Annotated in this window: 11 protein-coding genes; 3 read left to right on the top strand and 8 right to left on the bottom strand. The window is 62.5% G+C overall.

Annotated features, from left to right (window positions below; all coding sequences use genetic code 11):
- Nucleotides 1-13: 13 nt before the first annotated feature.
- The 3 genes from ileS to IB272_RS01655 form a co-directional block, all read right to left on the bottom strand.
- A complete protein-coding gene (gene ileS, locus IB272_RS01645; protein WP_034801431.1) occupies nt 14-2923 on the bottom strand; it encodes an isoleucine--tRNA ligase in 2910 nt (969 codons plus the stop codon).
- Between the two features lie 244 nt (nt 2924-3167).
- Nucleotides 3168-4154: a bifunctional riboflavin kinase/FAD synthetase gene (locus IB272_RS01650; protein ID WP_034800973.1), complete on the bottom strand. Its 987-nt coding sequence runs from the start codon at nt 4152-4154 to the stop codon at nt 3168-3170.
- Nucleotides 4155-4167: 13 nt separating this feature from the next.
- Nucleotides 4168-5016 (bottom strand): TIGR01459 family HAD-type hydrolase, encoded by an 849-nt coding sequence (locus IB272_RS01655; RefSeq protein WP_034800971.1) that lies wholly within the window; start codon nt 5014-5016, stop codon nt 4168-4170.
- A gap of 433 nt (nt 5017-5449) precedes the next feature.
- Between IB272_RS01655 and groES the strand changes: the two genes are divergently transcribed.
- The 3 genes from groES (at nt 5450) to IB272_RS01670 (ending at nt 8529) form a co-directional block, all read left to right on the top strand.
- Nucleotides 5450-5746, top strand: coding sequence for a co-chaperone GroES (gene groES, locus IB272_RS01660; protein WP_004675403.1), 297 nt, complete (start codon nt 5450-5452; stop codon nt 5744-5746).
- 62 nt (nt 5747-5808) lie between these two features.
- Entirely contained in the window at nt 5809-7449 is a 1641-nt protein-coding gene (gene groL, locus IB272_RS01665; protein ID WP_034800965.1) for a chaperonin GroEL, read from the top strand.
- Between the two features lie 630 nt (nt 7450-8079).
- The gene (locus IB272_RS01670; protein ID WP_034800963.1) at nt 8080-8529 is read left to right on the top strand and encodes a hypothetical protein; all 450 of its coding nucleotides are present in this window, start codon (nt 8080-8082) and stop codon (nt 8527-8529) included.
- 118 nt (nt 8530-8647) lie between these two features.
- On the opposite strand, the gene IB272_RS01675 is transcribed toward IB272_RS01670, so the two are convergent.
- The 5 genes from IB272_RS01675 to IB272_RS01695 all read right to left on the bottom strand — a co-directional run bounded on the left by IB272_RS01675 (nt 8648) and on the right by IB272_RS01695 (nt 15662).
- On the bottom strand, nt 8648-11446 hold the full coding sequence (locus IB272_RS01675) for an EAL domain-containing protein (RefSeq protein ID WP_060584063.1): 2799 nt from the start codon (nt 11444-11446) through the stop codon (nt 8648-8650).
- A gap of 216 nt (nt 11447-11662) precedes the next feature.
- On the bottom strand, nt 11663-12886 hold the full coding sequence (locus tag IB272_RS01680; RefSeq protein WP_060584352.1) for an FAD-dependent oxidoreductase: 1224 nt from the start codon (nt 12884-12886) through the stop codon (nt 11663-11665).
- Between the two features lie 87 nt (nt 12887-12973).
- Nucleotides 12974-13681: a glutathione binding-like protein gene (locus IB272_RS01685; protein WP_060584061.1), complete on the bottom strand. Its 708-nt coding sequence runs from the start codon at nt 13679-13681 to the stop codon at nt 12974-12976.
- A gap of 146 nt (nt 13682-13827) precedes the next feature.
- Nucleotides 13828-14523, bottom strand: coding sequence for an ATP phosphoribosyltransferase (hisG, locus tag IB272_RS01690; RefSeq protein WP_043618363.1), 696 nt, complete (start codon nt 14521-14523; stop codon nt 13828-13830).
- Nucleotides 14520-15662, bottom strand: a complete 1143-nt coding sequence (locus IB272_RS01695) for an ATP phosphoribosyltransferase regulatory subunit (protein ID WP_060584060.1) — start codon at nt 15660-15662, stop codon at nt 14520-14522. Before IB272_RS01695 ends, hisG begins: the two co-directional genes overlap by 4 nt.
- Nucleotide 15663 lies beyond the last annotated feature (1 nt).

Raw genomic sequence — 15663 nt, forward strand, 5'->3', positions numbered from 1 at the left:
CGGTAACAATGCGTTAAGCCTTGAAACCAAGCTCGCGCAAGGCAGCGGCATCCCGGGCGGACACGTCCGGGTAGAGTGCGTCAGAACCGACATCGGTCGTGATCCGCCAGGAGCGAGCGCATTTCTGGCCTTCGGCAAGCTTCGGCACGACGCTGACCTTGGCCACGTCAGCCAGCCGGAACGCGTCGGCCGGACCTTCGGTGGTTTCGACAGTGATCCCCGAGGTGATGCAGATCTCGGCGAAGTCCTGGCCTTCCAGCGCCTTCAACAGCTCCGGATCGGCGACGTGGACGACCGGTGCGGCTTCCAGCGACGAGCCGATGCGCTTGTCCTTGCGTTCGATCTCGAGCGCGCCGGTGACGACGGTGCGGACCGCACGGATCTTCTCCCACTTGGCTTCGAGCGCATCGTTCTTCCATTCCGCCGGGATCGCCGGGAACTGTTCGAGGTGCACCGAGACCGCATCGGGCTTGCGCGACAGCCAGGCCTCTTCGGTCGTAAACGGCAGCATCGGCGCCAGCCACAGCACGAGGCAATCGAAGAGCTTGCGGATGACGGCGAGTGCCGCACGGCGGCGCAGGCTCGACGGCGCGTCGCAGTAGAGCGCATCCTTGCGAACGTCGAAATAGAAGGCCGAGAGTTCGACGTTCGAGAAATCGATCAGCGAACGGGCGATCTTCTTGAAGTCGAAGGCGTCGTAGCCTTCGCGCACGACCTGGTCGAGTTCGGCCAGGCGATGCAGCATCAGCTTTTCGAGTTCCGGCATCTCGGCATAGGCAATTTCCTCGCCCTTGTCGTGGGCGAGCGTGCCGAGCATCCAGCGGATCGTGTTGCGCAGCTTGCGATAAGCGTCGATGTTTGTCTGGATGATCGTCTTGCCGAGGCGCTGATCTTCCCAATAATCCGTCGTCATCACCCACAGGCGCAGGATGTCGGCGCCGGCATCCTTCATCACCTCTTGCGGGGTGACGGTGTTGCCCTTCGACTTCGACATCTTCTCGCCCTTCTCATCCATGGTGAAACCATGGGTGACAACGGCGTTGTAGGGTGCGCGGCCGCGCGTGGCGCAGGCTTCGAGCAGCGAGGAATGGAACCAGCCGCGATGCTGGTCCGAACCTTCGAGATAGACGTCGGCCGGCCACTTCAGGTCCGGACGGTCTTCGAGCGTGAAGGTATGGGTCGAACCGCTGTCGAACCACACGTCGAGGATGTCCATGACCTGATGCCACTTGGCATGATCGTGGTCGTTGCCGAGGAAGCGATCCTTGGCGCCTTCGGTGAACCAGGCATCGGCACCTTCCTGTTCGAAAGCGTCGAGGATGCGAGCGTTGACGGCCTCGTCGATCAGGATCTCGCCCTGATCGTCGGCAAAGATCGCGATCGGAACGCCCCAGGCGCGCTGACGCGAGAGCACCCAGTCCGGACGGCCTTCGATCATCGCACGCAGGCGGTTCTGGCCGGCGCCCGGAACGAAGCGGGTGTCGTCGATGGCAGACAGCGCGCGCGAACGCAGGGTCGTGCCATCACCGAAGGCCTTGTCCATGTAGACGAACCATTGCGGCGTGTTGCGGAAGATTACCGGTTTCTTCGAGCGCCAGGAATGCGGATAGGAATGCTTGAGGCGGCCGCGAGCGAAGAGCGCGTGACGGGCGATCAGCGCCTTGATTACGCGATCGTTGGCGTCGCCCTTCTTGCCCTTGTCATCGATGACGCGGCCCGCGCCACCTTCGGCGTCCGGGCCGAAGCCATGGGCGTCAGCGGTGAAGTAGCCGGCGTCGTCGACCGTGAACGGGATCGCCGAGGAGATGCCGCGGGCTTCGAGCGCGCGGGCATTGTCCATCCAGGCATCAAAGTCCTCGCGGCCGTGGCTCGGGGCCGTGTGCACGAAGCCGGTGCCGGCATCGTCGGTCACGTGGTCGCCGTCGAGCAGCGGCACCTTGAAGGCGTAGCCGCCGCCCAGACCGTGCAGCGGATGGGCGCAGGTCACGGACGACAGTTCATCGGCCTCGAGGTCGCGAACGAAGTTGAAGGTGAGCTTCGCCTTGGCGGCAGACTCATCGGCCAGGCGCTTGGCAAAGATCAGCTTCTCGCCCGGCTGGGGGCCGAAATCGTTCTCGGCGGTCGCCACTTCGTAGAGGCCATAGGCATAACGCGACGAGTAGGCGATGGCGCGGTTGCCGGGGATGGTCCAGGGCGTGGTCGTCCAGATCACAACGAAGGTGCCGGCAAGGCTATCGGGACCTTCGGTGACCGGGAACTTCACCCAGATCATGTCGCTTTCGACATCGGCGTATTCGACTTCGGCTTCGGCAAGCGCCGTACGCTCGACAACCGACCACATGACAGGCTTCGAGCCGCGATAGAGCTGGCCGAGCTTGGCGATCTTCATCAGCTCACCGGCGATGCGCGCTTCGGCGTGGAAGTTCATCGTCGTGTAGGGATTGTCGAAGTCGCCCTCGATGCCGAGACGCTTGAACTCCTCGGCCTGGACCTGGATCCAGCCGGCGGCGAAATCGCGGCATTCCCGACGGAACTCGTTGACCGGAACCTCGTCCTTGTTCTGGCCCTTCTCGCGGTACTTCTCCTCGATCTTCCACTCGATCGGCAGACCGTGGCAGTCCCAGCCGGGCACGTAGTTGGCGTCGAAACCGCGCATCTGGAACGAGCGGTTGATGACGTCCTTGAGGATCTTGTTCAGCGCGTGGCCGATGTGGATGTTGCCGTTGGCATAGGGCGGGCCGTCGTGCAGCACGAACTTGTCGCGGCCGGCAGCCGATGCGCGCAGCTTCTTGTAGAGGCCCATCTTCTGCCAGCGGGCCACCGTTTCCGGCTCCTTCTGCGGCAGGCCCGCGCGCATCGGAAATTCCGTCTGCGGCAGATAGAGGGTCGAGGAGTAGTCGATCTTTTCAGCGGTGTCGGTCATGGTTTTTGCAATCGCTTCTTGGCGCGAACGGCCGCGCATACGAAATGGGCTCGGTATCGAGAGATGACTGGGGCGTCGGAAACGCCGAAATCCCGGACCTTCCGGCTGATCACAGCACGCGGAAGGCCGGGCCAATAATTCGCTGATCGATGATCAATCGACGGTGCCGGGTCATGGTGGCCGGTTGTTTAAGGCGTTTTCGGCCTTTTGAAAAGGTCCGCCGCCGCGCGAAGACCGAAATCTTTTATCGGGCGAAGTTGAGCTTGCGGTCGATGTCGCCGAGTGGCGTGACGCCGGAAAGCAGCGCGCGGGCCTCGGCCTCGTCCTGCCGGATCTGCGCCACCAGCGGATCGAGGCCATCGAATTTCAATTCGTCGCGCAGGTGACCGAAGAAAGTCACGGCGCAGACTTCGCCATAGAGATCGCCGGAGAAGTCGAAGACGAAGGTCTCGAGCAGCGGTTCGCCGTCGCTGTCGACCGTCGGCCGGCGCCCGAAACTGGCGACCCCGTCGTAAAGCGAGCCGTCGGGACGACGGAAGCGCACGGCGTAGATGCCGGGTCGGAGTTCCACCTCGGGTGCAAGCCGCATGTTGGCGGTGGGAAAACCGAGTTCGCGACCGAGCTTCTTGCCGCCGATCACCTCGGCTTCGACGAGATAACGGTAGCCGAGCATGCCCGCGGCCTGGGCGACATCGCCTTCGCCGAGCAGCGCACGGACATAGCTCGACGAGATGACGGATGCATTTTCATCACGGAAGGCATCGACCAGCGTCACACCAAACCCGTTGTCGCCGCCTGCCGCCATCAGAAAGGCAGGCCCGCCTTCGCGGCCCTTGCCGAAATGAAAGTCGAAACCGGTCACCACATGCGAGGCATGCAGCCATTCAAGCAGGATGCGGTGGATGAAATCCGAGGCGGAAAGCTGAGAGAAGGTACGGTCGAAGGGATATTCGATGACGGCGCCGAAGCCCATGCCTTCGAGGATGCGCGCCTTCAGCGGCGCCGGCGTCAACCGGAAGACTGGAGTGTCCGGGCGAAAAACGGTTCGCGGATGCGGCTCGAAAGTCAGGACCAGCGCGGGCACGCCGCGCGACTTGGCCTCCTCCAGCGCCCGGTTAAGGACCGACTGGTGGCCGCGGTGAACGCCATCGAAATTGCCGATGGCGACGACACCGCCGCGCAAGTGCTCCGGAAGCGGATCACGGGTCTCGTTGCGATGAAAAACCGTCATCTCCGTCTTCCCGTCAGGCGAGCCGTGGCATCCAGTATTTCGGCGAGGCGCCCTCCTTCTTGAGGAAGGCGGCAAGCTTCGCCTCGTCGGTCCGGCTTTCGTTCATGTATTCCTGGGCGTGGATACCGGCGCTGATATAGAGCAGATCCAGGCCCGCGTCCTGCGCGCCCTTGACGTCAGTCGGCATGCCGTCGCCAACGGCGATGACACGGGTCAGGTCAATCGCTCCGCGCGCGGCCTTCGCCTCGCCCAGGGCGGCGCGATAGATCGCGATATAGGGTTTGCCGGCGATGCGCGCCTCGCCACCCAGCTCTTCGTAAAGCTTGGCAATCGCACCGGCGCAGGGGATCAGCCGGTGACCACGCTCGACGACGAGATCCGGGTTGGCGCAGATGAACGGGATCTTGCGCTTGGCAAGGCCCGTCAGGGTCGCGCGGTAATGCTCGGGCGTTTCGGTCTCGTCGTCGTAGAAGCCGGCGCAGACGACCGTCTCGGCATCTTCCGAGGAAACGATCTGCGTCCCCAGACCCTCGAGCAGGGGCAGGTCGCGCTCGGCGCCGATGAAGAAGATCTTCTTGTCGGCGGCAGCGATCAGCGCCCGGGTCACGTCGCCCGAAGTGACGATCCGGTCATAGGCTTCGTCGGGCACGCCGAGACTGCGGATCTGCACCTTCACCATCGGGCTCGGGCGCGGCGAATTGGTGATGAGCACGACGGTCAGTCCGGCGGCGCGCGCCTCGGCCAATGCTTCACAGGCGGACGCGAAAGCCTGCACGCCGTTGTGAAGCACGCCCCAGACGTCACATAAAACGACATCGTAGCGCTTGGCGATTTCGCGAAAACTGTTGATCCTTGCGGCCATCCTGGCTTCCTGCAAACACGGTTTCCGGCTTGCATGGCAAGGAAGGCAGGAGATTACAAGTCTCGTCTCCCGAAAAAGGCGCACCCTCCCAAGGATTCCGGCGGTCCCGAGAACCAGGAAAAATGCGCTGCAGATGCGGCCCGCCGCGCAGAAGCACATTGTCGTGGTTATCAACCGTCAAAATCCCGCCCATGCCACTCATCGACGCGATCGCCCACATTTCGCCAAGAATGGGGCTAGGCTGCCTGTGCCCGCGCCTGCTGCGCCCGTCCGGGGCACGTGCCGTCAGCAAAAAATCTAGGCGCCGATCCTTGACTCACCCCATACCCAAGCTTATCTCGGCATCGCTAGCACTCGATAAATGAGAGTGCTAACACCCATCCATCGGGTCGATCAGCGATCCGTAATGTCATTTGATCGAGGGATTAGACTAATGGCAAGCACCAACTTCCGCCCGCTGCACGACCGCGTCGTCGTTCGCCGCGTTGAGTCTGAAGAGAAGACCAAGGGCGGCATCATCATTCCGGACACCGCCAAGGAAAAGCCGCAGGAAGGCGAAATCGTCGCCGTCGGTTCGGGCGCCCGTGACGAAAGCGGCAAGGTCGTTGCCCTCGACGTCAAGGCTGGCGACCGCGTTCTGTTCGGCAAGTGGTCGGGCACCGAAGTCAAGATCAACGGCGAAGACCTTCTGATCATGAAGGAAGCCGACATCATGGGCATCATCGGCTGATCAGCCGGCGTCCACCCCTTTTTATGACAACCAATGGGCAATGAGCCCGGGAGTTTTCTCTAATGGCTGCAAAAGAAATCAAGTTCGGCCGCACCGCGCGCGAAAAGATGCTGCGTGGCGTCGACATCCTCGCTGACGCCGTAAAGGTCACGCTCGGCCCGAAGGGTCGTAACGTCATCATCGACAAGTCCTTCGGCGCTCCGCGCATCACCAAGGACGGCGTATCGGTCGCCAAGGAAATCGAACTCGAAGACAAGTTCGAAAACATGGGCGCCCAGATGGTCCGCGAAGTTGCTTCGAAGACCAACGACATCGCCGGCGACGGCACCACGACTGCAACCGTTCTTGCCCAGGCGATCGTTCGCGAAGGCGCAAAGGCTGTTGCTGCCGGCATGAACCCGATGGACCTGAAGCGTGGTATCGACCTCGCTGTCACAGAAGTCGTCAAGGATCTCCAGGCCAAGGCCAAGAAGATCAACACTTCGGAAGAAGTTGCACAGGTCGGCACGATCTCGGCCAACGGCGAGCGTCAGATCGGCCTCGACATCGCTGAAGCGATGCAGAAGGTCGGCAACGAAGGCGTCATCACGGTTGAAGAAGCCAAGACCGCCGAAACGGAACTCGAAGTCGTCGAAGGCATGCAGTTCGACCGCGGCTACCTGTCGCCCTACTTCGTCACCAACCCGGAAAAGATGGTCGCTGACCTCGACGACGTCTTCGTTCTCCTTCACGAGAAGAAGCTCTCGAACCTCCAGGCCATGCTCCCGGTTCTCGAAGCTGTCGTTCAGACCGGCAAGCCGCTCCTCATCATCGCTGAAGACGTCGAAGGCGAAGCTCTTGCAACGCTCGTCGTCAACAAGCTGCGTGGCGGCCTGAAGATCGCTGCCGTCAAGGCTCCGGGCTTCGGCGATCGCCGCAAGGCCATGCTCGAAGACATCGCCATCCTGACGGGCGGCACCGTGATCTCCGAAGACCTCGGCATCAAGCTCGAAAACGTCACGCTCGACATGCTCGGCCGTGCGAAGAAGGTTTCGATCTCCAAGGAAAACACGACGATCGTCGACGGCGCCGGCCAGAAGGCCGACATCGAGGGCCGCGTTGCCCAGATCAAGGCCCAGATCGAAGACACCACCTCCGACTACGACCGCGAGAAGCTGCAGGAACGTCTTGCCAAGCTCGCTGGCGGCGTTGCCGTGATCCGCGTTGGCGGCTCGACGGAAGTCGAAGTGAAGGAAAAGAAGGACCGCATCGACGACGCTCTCAACGCGACGCGCGCTGCTGTTCAGGAAGGCATCGTACCGGGCGGCGGCGTTGCCCTGCTGCGTTCTTCCGTCAAGATCACCGTCAAGGGTGCAAACGACGACCAGGAAGCCGGCATCAACATCGTTCGTCGCGCTCTGCAGGCTCCGGCCCGCCAGATCGCTGAGAACGCTGGTGACGAAGCCTCCATCGTTGTCGGCAAGATCCTCGACAAGGACCAGGACAACTTCGGCTACAACGCCCAGACCGGCGAATACGGCGACATGATCTCGATGGGCATCATCGACCCGGTCAAGGTCGTTCGCACCGCCCTTCAGGACGCTGCTTCGGTTGCCGGCCTCCTCGTTACGACGGAAGCCATGATCGCCGAACTGCCGAAGAAGGACGCCCCGGCTGGCATGCCTGGCGGCATGGGCGGCATGGGCGGCATGGACATGATGTGATAATGGCGACAGCCTTATCGCAGCATCGTCCATAAAGCTTCGCCCATGCACTTAAAGTGGTTCAGCGCGTCAAGCGCACTGAACGGGCGGCATGGACATGATGTGATAATGGCGAAAGCCTTATTGCAAGGATCCATCCGGATCGGAAAGGCGGCCTTCGGGTCGCCTTTCTTGTTTTTTATCAATGCCACTCATCGCCGGAGAGCATCTGCCGAACAGTCGGCAGGAAAAAACCCATCGGTTGTAGTCAGGCTTCAAAAAACCGTTGAAGTCGAAAAAAAACGAACTATAACAGCGCCCCAAGTGAGCGAAGATTGAGGGGAGACTGGGCGGCACACTTAAGGCAGACAGGCAATCGCCGGGGCTTTTTCGTATTCGCTGCCCATCCGGAAATTCTTCGAGACTATACCTAAAGAATAAAAGTATTTAATCGCAAATTAAGCCGACACTCTCCTTCGAAATAAGTTCGCCGGCGAGATCCACTACTATCTATAGACCTTTCTACTTGAGAAAACACCCACATCACGTGGCGTGCGCTCTCGTAATGGTCATGTCGGGCGCAGTTTGCACATTGGGACGCGTTTCCCTGGGGCGCCGAAGGCAGCTCCGGGAACTCTGCTGGGGTAGACCGTGTTTAAGATCACCAGAGCAAATTCCGCTCCCCTCGGCTCTTCGGGACATCTGCATCCGGGCCTACCGCATCATGAATTCATGGAGCAGTTTTGCGTCTCGGAGGGGTGGTCCGGCGACCTGTCGACGGGCCTGTTCCGGCTCGGCGAGAAGGCGGCCGCGATCCATGGCCTGCGTGACGGCGAGTGCGGCCTTCTGAACTTCGTTCGCTGCTACGATCCGGCCGATCGCAATCACGTGCTCGAACTGTTCGAACAGGCGGCAACGAGCTGCTCGTCTTTCTGCTTTTCGACGACGATCGCGCTCGAGGAGTCCGGCCAGAAGCAGCCGCTATTCTGCATCGGAGAATCCTCCGGCCTCGAACAGCGCTATTCCGGCATGATCACCGGCATCTTTTTCTTTCCACGCTTTCTCGTGGAAGTCGCGGGTCGCGCACTGCTGCGCCAGTAAGCCCGCCCCTGCCCGCGCACGGGCCCGAGTGTAGAGAACCCTCGATCACATATGGCCGCCGCAACCGCCCCATGGGCGATTGCGGTGAAGGTGTGCGGCAGAGACGCGGACGTACGGCTCAGGCTGCCGCCGCGTCGTCCTTGCCCGTGAAGAGCACCGTGATCGGCGCCGGGCGACCAAGCAGATAGCCCTGCGCCTCGTCGCAGCCCTCGGCTTGCAGGATATCGAGCTGCTTCTGCGTTTCGACGCCTTCGGCAAGGACAGGCACGGACAGGCTCTGGCCGAGCGCAAGAATGGCGCGCACGATCGCCTTGGCCTGCGGACTGCCTTCCACTTCCCACATGAAGCTCCGGTCGAGCTTGATCTTGTCGAAGGGGAAGGAGCGCAGCGTCTCGAGCGACGAATAGCCGGTCCCGAAGTCGTCGATCGCGATAGTGACGCCCAGTTCCTTGATCTGGCGCAGCGTCAGCAGCGCCCGCTCCTTGTCGTCGATGATCGTTGATTCCGTGATTTCGAGCTCCAGCCGGTTCGGGTCGAGACCCGTGTCGGCAAGCACGTCCTGAACCAGGCTGACGATGTCGCCGTTGGCAAGCTGGACCGGCGAAAGGTTGACGGCAATCTTGTGACTGCTCTCCCAGCCCGCCGCCTCGCGGCAGGCCTCGCGCAGCACCCATTCGCCGATCGGCAGGATCGCGCCGCATTCCTCGGCAAGCGGGATGAACTCGCTCGGAGGCACCATGCCGCGTTCCGGATGGCTCCAGCGCAGGAGCACCTCGTAGCCGATGACGGCGCCGCTCATCACAGACTTCTGCACCTGGTAGTGCAAGGCAAGCTGCTTCTTCTCGACCGCGTCCCAGAGATCGTTGGCAAGAGCGCGCCGCTGGCGGGCAGCTTCATCCATCGACACCTCGTAGAAGCAGACGGTCTGGTTGAGGGCGGCCTTCGCCCGGTACATCGCAAGGTCGGCATTGTTGATCAGCGTGTCGGCCGTCTCGGCATCCTGCGGGTAGATGGCGACACCCATGCTGCCGCCGGACTTGAGCTCGAAATCGCCAAAGCGCATTTCCTCATGCAGGCTCTTCTCGATCCGGCGCAGGAAGTCGTTGAGCTCGGAGAGTTCCTCGAAGCGCTTGACCGCCGCGAACTCGTCGCCGCCGAAGCGTGCCACGAACTCGCCTTCCTGCAGAAGGCCCTTCATGCGCTGGGCGATCGTCACCAGCACGAAGTCTCCGGCGGCGTGGCCGTGCAGATCGTTGACTTCCTTGAACTTGTTGAGGTCGATGCCGATGACGGCGACCTTGCGGTTGAACCAGGCGGCCGCGTCCAGCTCCTCTTCGAGATAGCTGCTGAACTGCAGCCGGTTCGGCAGCCCCGTGAGGCTGTCGTGGCGGGCAAGGAAGGTAATCTGCTCCTCGGTGTCGAGCCGCTCGGTGATGTCCTCATAGGTGCTCACCCAGCCGCCATCGGGCAGCGTGCGATGCTTGGTCAGGATCGAGCGGCCGTTGACGAGCTTTTCGACGATATCGCCGCCGCCATTGCCGACCATTTCGATCCGGTGCTTCTGGTAGAGCTCCTCGGCCTTGGTCCGGGCCATCTCGGGATCTGTGTAGATGCGGGCAAAGACGATGTCGAGGATTTCGCGGAAGGTCAGCCCCTTGCCGGCGAGTGTCTCGGAGAAGCCGAAGATCTCTCGGCAGCGACGGTTGGAGAGCAACAGCCGGTCGCTGCTGTCGAACAGGCAGATGCCCTGCGACATGTTTTCGAGCGCGACATCGAGATTGTTGCTGACTTCGGCGATACGGTCGGCGTCAAGCTTCGCCTTGGTGATGTCCTTGACGATCTTGATGAAGCCGGCGTGCTTGCCGTCGTCGTCCATGAAGGGGTCGAGCACCACGTGAGCCCAGAACCGGGATCCGTCCTTGCGATAGCGCCAGCCTTCGTTCTCGTACTTACCATCGGCCAGTGCGACCTCGAGCGCCCGCTGCGGTACGCCGTCGCGCTGATCCTCCTGCGAGTAGAAGCAGGCGAAATTCTTGCCGACGATTTCCTCGCCCTTATAGCCCTTGTTGGCCTCGGCGCCGGCGTTCCAGCTGGCGACGCGGCCGTCGGTGTCGAGCATATAGATCGCGTAGTCCTTCACGCTGCGCACGAAGCGGGCGAATTCTCGTTCGGCAGCAACGGCGGAAAGGTCGGCATGATGGGCGAAGCCGGCGGCGATCAGCACCATCGACAGCAGGAAGAAGGCGGTGCCGGCGATGACGAAGGCAAGCAGATGCGGCTGGATCATGCCCGCATGGGTCGGCGTCAGCAGATCGGCCTCGATCGTGACCGCACCCATGGCGGTGAAATGCAACGCGACGATCCCGAGCGTCATCAGCAGGGTGGCAAGGATCTTCGCCTTCAGCGGCTTGCCGACACTGGCGATCGTGCGCAGAGCGGCGATGTCAAACAGCGAGCCGACGACCACGGAGGCGACGACCAGTGCCGCATTCCAGCGGATGCTGCCCGGCACGTCGAGCGCCGCCATGCCAAGAAAATGCATGCAGGCGACGCCGCCGCCGAGAACGAAGCCGCCAGCAACCCAGCCGAGGCGGTCCTGAACATGGGTCGCGATCAATAGGGCCGTCGTGGTGAGAATGATGGCAACGGCCAGCGACAGGCCGGTGAGATCCATCTGGTAACCGAGGACGACGCCGGGATCATAGGCGAGCATGGCGATGAAGTGGGTCGCCCAGATGCCGAAGCCGCTGGCGATGCCGGCGGCCGTCGCCCAGATCGCTTTCGCCTTGCCCGAGGAGCCGCGGGCGCGCTGCAGCAGCGTTACTGCTCCGTAACTCGCGAGAAAGCACACAAGTGCGGCCAAAACGACCAGTCTGGGATTATGCTCTACCACCAGGCATGTAAGAACCTTGAACATCGCCAATCGCCTAAATCAAATTCTGTCGGGAAACGAGACCTCTCGCCTCCACTTAAGCTGCCTGTGTTGGCGTCAGGTGATTTAAGGAAGTGATAAATCGAGGCTCTGCCGGGCAATTGCCCAGCAAGACAATAGTTTCGTCGTTAACGAATTTTGAAACCACGCCGCCTTCAAGTTGCAGCCTGCCAAAAAGCGCCGCCTGGCGTGGTTCGCCGCCTATGCTTGCGACAGCAGCGCCTTGAGGTCGGATTGGGGATCGGCGATGACGGCTCGGTCAGGATTGATGCCGCTCTCCAGCAGCTTCTTGCCGGTCACATAGGCCTTGGCGTCGTTGATCGCATCGACGGCCACCAGGCGCCCCTGCCGGAAATACCAGACCGATACGCTGCCTTCGCGCTGGCCGGGCCTGACGATGGTTTCGTCGTGGCCGAGCCCAAAGCCGGCGATCTGCAGCTTGACGTCGTACTGGTCCGACCAGAACCAGGGCTTGGGATCGTAAGGGGCATCACTGCCGGCAAGGATCGCCGCGACCGCTTCGGCCTGATCGACGGCATTCTGCACCGACTCCAGCCGGATGCGCAGATCCTCGAAGGGAAGAACGGCGCAATCACCCATCGCGAAGATCGCCGGATCGGAGGTGCGGCCATGCGCGTCGACGACGATGCCGTTTGCGGTTTCGAGCCCGGCGTCGTGCGCCAGGCGGTCGTTGGCGGTCACACCGATGCCGACGATGACGACATCGACCGGCAAGGTGGAACCATCGGAGAGTTCCGCCGCGGTGACACGGCCATTGTCGCCGACGAGGCGGTTGAGACCGGTACCCTCGCGAATATCGACGCCGCGACCACGATGAATGTCGCGCACGAGCCCCGACGTCGCCGAGGAGGCAACACGCTGCAGGATGCGGTCGGCCATTTCGATGACCGTGACGTCCAGGCCGCAGGTGCGCGCGACGGCTGCCGCTTCAAGACCGATGTAACCACCGCCGATGACGAGCGCGAGACGGCCGGGCTTCATCTCCTCGGCAAGGCGGTCGGCATCCCTGAAGTCGCGAACGACGAAGACACCCTCGAGATCGCCGCCGACCGAGGCCGGCAGCCGGCGCGGCGTGGCGCCGGTTGCAAAGGCCAGCACTTCATAGTCGAGCGATGTTCCATCGCTGAGCGTCACGTGTTTGCCGGCCCGGTCGAGCCCGATCACGGTCGTTTCGAGGCGCACGTCTACAGCGTGCTCGCCGTACCAGGCTTCCGGCCGGTAGAGCAGGCGGTCGAGGCTCATCTCGCGCAGGAGATACTTTTTGGAGAGCGGCGGGCGCTGATAGGGCAGGCTTGCTTCGGAGGCGACGATGGTGATCGGCCGCTCGTCCTTGAGCGCACGGAGCTTCGCAACCAGAGCAAAGGCGGCCTGACCGCCACCGACAACAACAAGCCTTCCGGACACGCTTTCCACCTGCCTTTATTCATCTGTACAACAAGGCCTAGCCTTCCACCCGAGCTTCGTCAACTCTGGCACAGGCCACGCCGTTTGCTATTCCTTGCGCGGCACGTCCATGCCCTTTTGAGCCGCCGGGCGCGACAGGCCGCGCTCGACCCAGGCCATCACCTTGGGGAAGCTCTTGTAATCCAGGACCTCGGCACCGCCATAGAATCTGCGCGCGCCTTCGACCCAGGGATAGGTGGCGATGTCGGCGATCGTGTAATCGTCGCCCATCAGCCATTGCCGCCCTTCAAGGCGGGTTTCAAGCACGCCGAGCAGCCGCTTGGCTTCGTCACGGTAGCGCTCGACGGGGTAGGAATTGTTGGCGACCTTGTCGGCGGCGAACTTGAAGAAGTGACCGAACTGGCCGAACATCGGACCGACGCCGCCCATCTGGAACATAACCCAGGCGATCGTTTCGTAGCGGCCGGCCGCGTCGGCAGGCAGCAGCTTGCCGGTCTTTTCAGCGAGATAGATGAGGATCGCGCCGGACTCGAACAGCCCGATTGGCTTTCCATCCGGGCCGTTGGGATCGATGATCGCCGGGATGCGGCCGTTGGGGTTGAGCGAGACGAACTCCGGCGACTTCTGGTCATTGGTATCGAAGGCGATGCGGTGCGGTTCGTAGGGCAGGCCCAGCTCTTCGAGCGCGATCGAAACCTTCACGCCGTTCGGCGTCGGCAGCGAATAGAGCTGGATGATATCAGGGTTTTTCGCCGGCCAGCGCTTGGTGATCGGAAAGGCGGACAGATCGGCCATGAAGGTCTCCTGGAACGGAACAGCGGGAAGCGGCAGAAACGCCGCACGCAGACTTACATAGGAGCGGAGGGCGCGCCTTTTGAGGGCCCTACTTTATTTTTGTAACCGGCGGGATCGTCAAGACCGCGCCTGCTCCGTTCGCAGCGTCAGAGGACGCTACGAACGGCCGCGATAATCCGTGCCACGACCGGATCGCCGTCGTGAGCCGCCTTGCGCGCCCGAACCAGGCAAGCTTCGGAACGCAGGATCACACCATCGGTGAGTATCTTCAGATGGTTTGCCTTCAACGTCGAACCGGTCGAGGTGATGTCGACGATGATGTCGGCGGAACCAGAGGCCGGCGCGCCTTCGGTCGCCCCGAGGCTTTCGACGATGCGGTAAAGCTGGATGCCGTGGCTGCCCGAGAAATGGTTCTGCGTCAGCCGCCAGTACTTGGTGGCGATCGCCAGACGGCGACCATGGCGGGCACGGAAATCGGCGGCAACGTCGCCAAGGTCGGCCATGGTGTCGACGTCGTACCAGACCTCAGGCACCGCGACGACGACGTCGGCATGACCGAAGCCGAGACGGGCGCAGAACTCGACGCGCGCATCGGCGTTGGCAAGCCCCTCGCGTACCAGGTCTTCGCCGGTTACGCCGAAATCGATTGAGCCGTTGCCGAGCTCTCGCGAGATTTCCGACGCCGAAAGGAACGCAATCTCCACATCATCAGCACCTTCGACGCGGCCGCGATAGGAGCGGTCGTTGCCGACGGCAACGATCTTCAGGCCGGCGCGTTCGAAGATCGCCGAAGCGTCATCCTTCATCCGCCCCTTGGACGGCAAGGCGATGGTGATGGTCATTGGGCGCCTCCTTCAGAGGCAATCGCCTTTTCGATGCGGTCGAGCCAGAGCGAGAAGCCGACGGCCGGGATATGCTCGCGGGCGCCGAGCAGGGTCAGCAGCCGATCGAAGCGGCCGCCGCCGGCAAGAACGGCATGCGTGCCGGCAAGCTCAACCTCGAAAACCAGGCCAGTGTAATAGTCGAGCGGACGACCGAAGGCCGCACGATAACGAATGGCGCCGATGTCGGAACCGGTCTTGCCAAGGGCGGCGACGCGGGCATCGAAACGGGCGAGCGCGTCATCGATCTTGAGGCCGGATTTCTGCGCGAAAGCGAAGAGTGCGGCCGGCGCATCGGCAAGCGGCACGTCGAGCGCCAGGAACGCGGCGACCTGATCCAGCGTTCTGCGGTCGAGCCGCGTGTTCGCCAGTTCCATCTTCTCCTTCAGCCGGCGCGCAATATCCTGCGGCGAACGGCTAGCGTTGGTCGAATAGCCGGTCGCTTCCATCGTTGCGGCGACATGCGCGACGAGACGGTCCTCGTCTTCGAGCAGGCCGTCCATCGACAGCCGCACGACTTCAGGACCGAAGACGCCGACCGTGCGCGGATGGGCGAGCTCGGTCAGAAGCTTCTGCAGGTGCTTCTGGTCGCCGAAGGCGTGGATCAGCCGCTTCTGCCAGCCAGCCGGCAGGCCACAGGCGCCGACGACGGCTTCAAACACGGCCTGGTCGCCAAGCGTCACGCTGAGAGACCGGTCCGGCACCCGGTTGGCGACGATGCGCATCGCGTCAGAGACGGCGCGCGCATCGGCTGCCGCCGTATCGGTGTCGCCAAGATCCTCGATGCCGGCCTGGTAGAATTCGTTGCCGCCTTCGCGGCGCTGGCGGAAGACCTCGCCGAGATAGGCATAGCGCTTCGGCGTCCCGGTCACCGCCTCGATATGGCGGAGACAGACGGGAATGGTGAATTCCGGCCGCAGGCACAGGCTCTCGCCGGTCTCGCTCTCGGTCATGAAGATACGGCGGCGCAGATCCTCACCGGCCATGGCGAGGAAAGGCTCGGCCGGCTGGATCACCGGAGTGTCGACACGCAGCGCGCCGAGGCTTTCGAAGTCGGCAAGCAGCGCATCGGCAAAGGCGGGCAGATTGATGAGGGCCATA

The organism is Ensifer sp. ENS08, assembly GCF_014852195.1.
GTDB classification, from domain to species: Bacteria; Pseudomonadota; Alphaproteobacteria; order Rhizobiales; family Rhizobiaceae; genus Ensifer; species Ensifer adhaerens.

What these genes read in the sequence shown, in the direction of transcription:
- ileS (WP_034801431.1), bottom strand. Translation starts at nt 2,923, where the DNA reads ATGACCGACACCGCTGAAAAGATCGACTACTCCTCGACCCTCTATCTG.
- IB272_RS01650 (WP_034800973.1), bottom strand. Translation starts at nt 4,154, where the DNA reads ATGACGGTTTTTCATCGCAACGAGACCCGTGATCCGCTTCCGGAGCAC.
- IB272_RS01655 (WP_034800971.1), bottom strand. Translation starts at nt 5,016, where the DNA reads ATGGCCGCAAGGATCAACAGTTTTCGCGAAATCGCCAAGCGCTACGAT.
- groES (WP_004675403.1), top strand. Translation starts at nt 5,450, where the DNA reads ATGGCAAGCACCAACTTCCGCCCGCTGCACGACCGCGTCGTCGTTCGC.
- groL (WP_034800965.1), top strand. Translation starts at nt 5,809, where the DNA reads ATGGCTGCAAAAGAAATCAAGTTCGGCCGCACCGCGCGCGAAAAGATG.
- IB272_RS01675 (WP_060584063.1), bottom strand. Translation starts at nt 11,446, where the DNA reads ATGTTCAAGGTTCTTACATGCCTGGTGGTAGAGCATAATCCCAGACTG.
- IB272_RS01685 (WP_060584061.1), bottom strand. Translation starts at nt 13,681, where the DNA reads ATGGCCGATCTGTCCGCCTTTCCGATCACCAAGCGCTGGCCGGCGAAA.
- hisG (WP_043618363.1), bottom strand. Translation starts at nt 14,523, where the DNA reads ATGACCATCACCATCGCCTTGCCGTCCAAGGGGCGGATGAAGGATGAC.
- IB272_RS01695 (WP_060584060.1), bottom strand. Translation starts at nt 15,662, where the DNA reads ATGGCCCTCATCAATCTGCCCGCCTTTGCCGATGCGCTGCTTGCCGAC.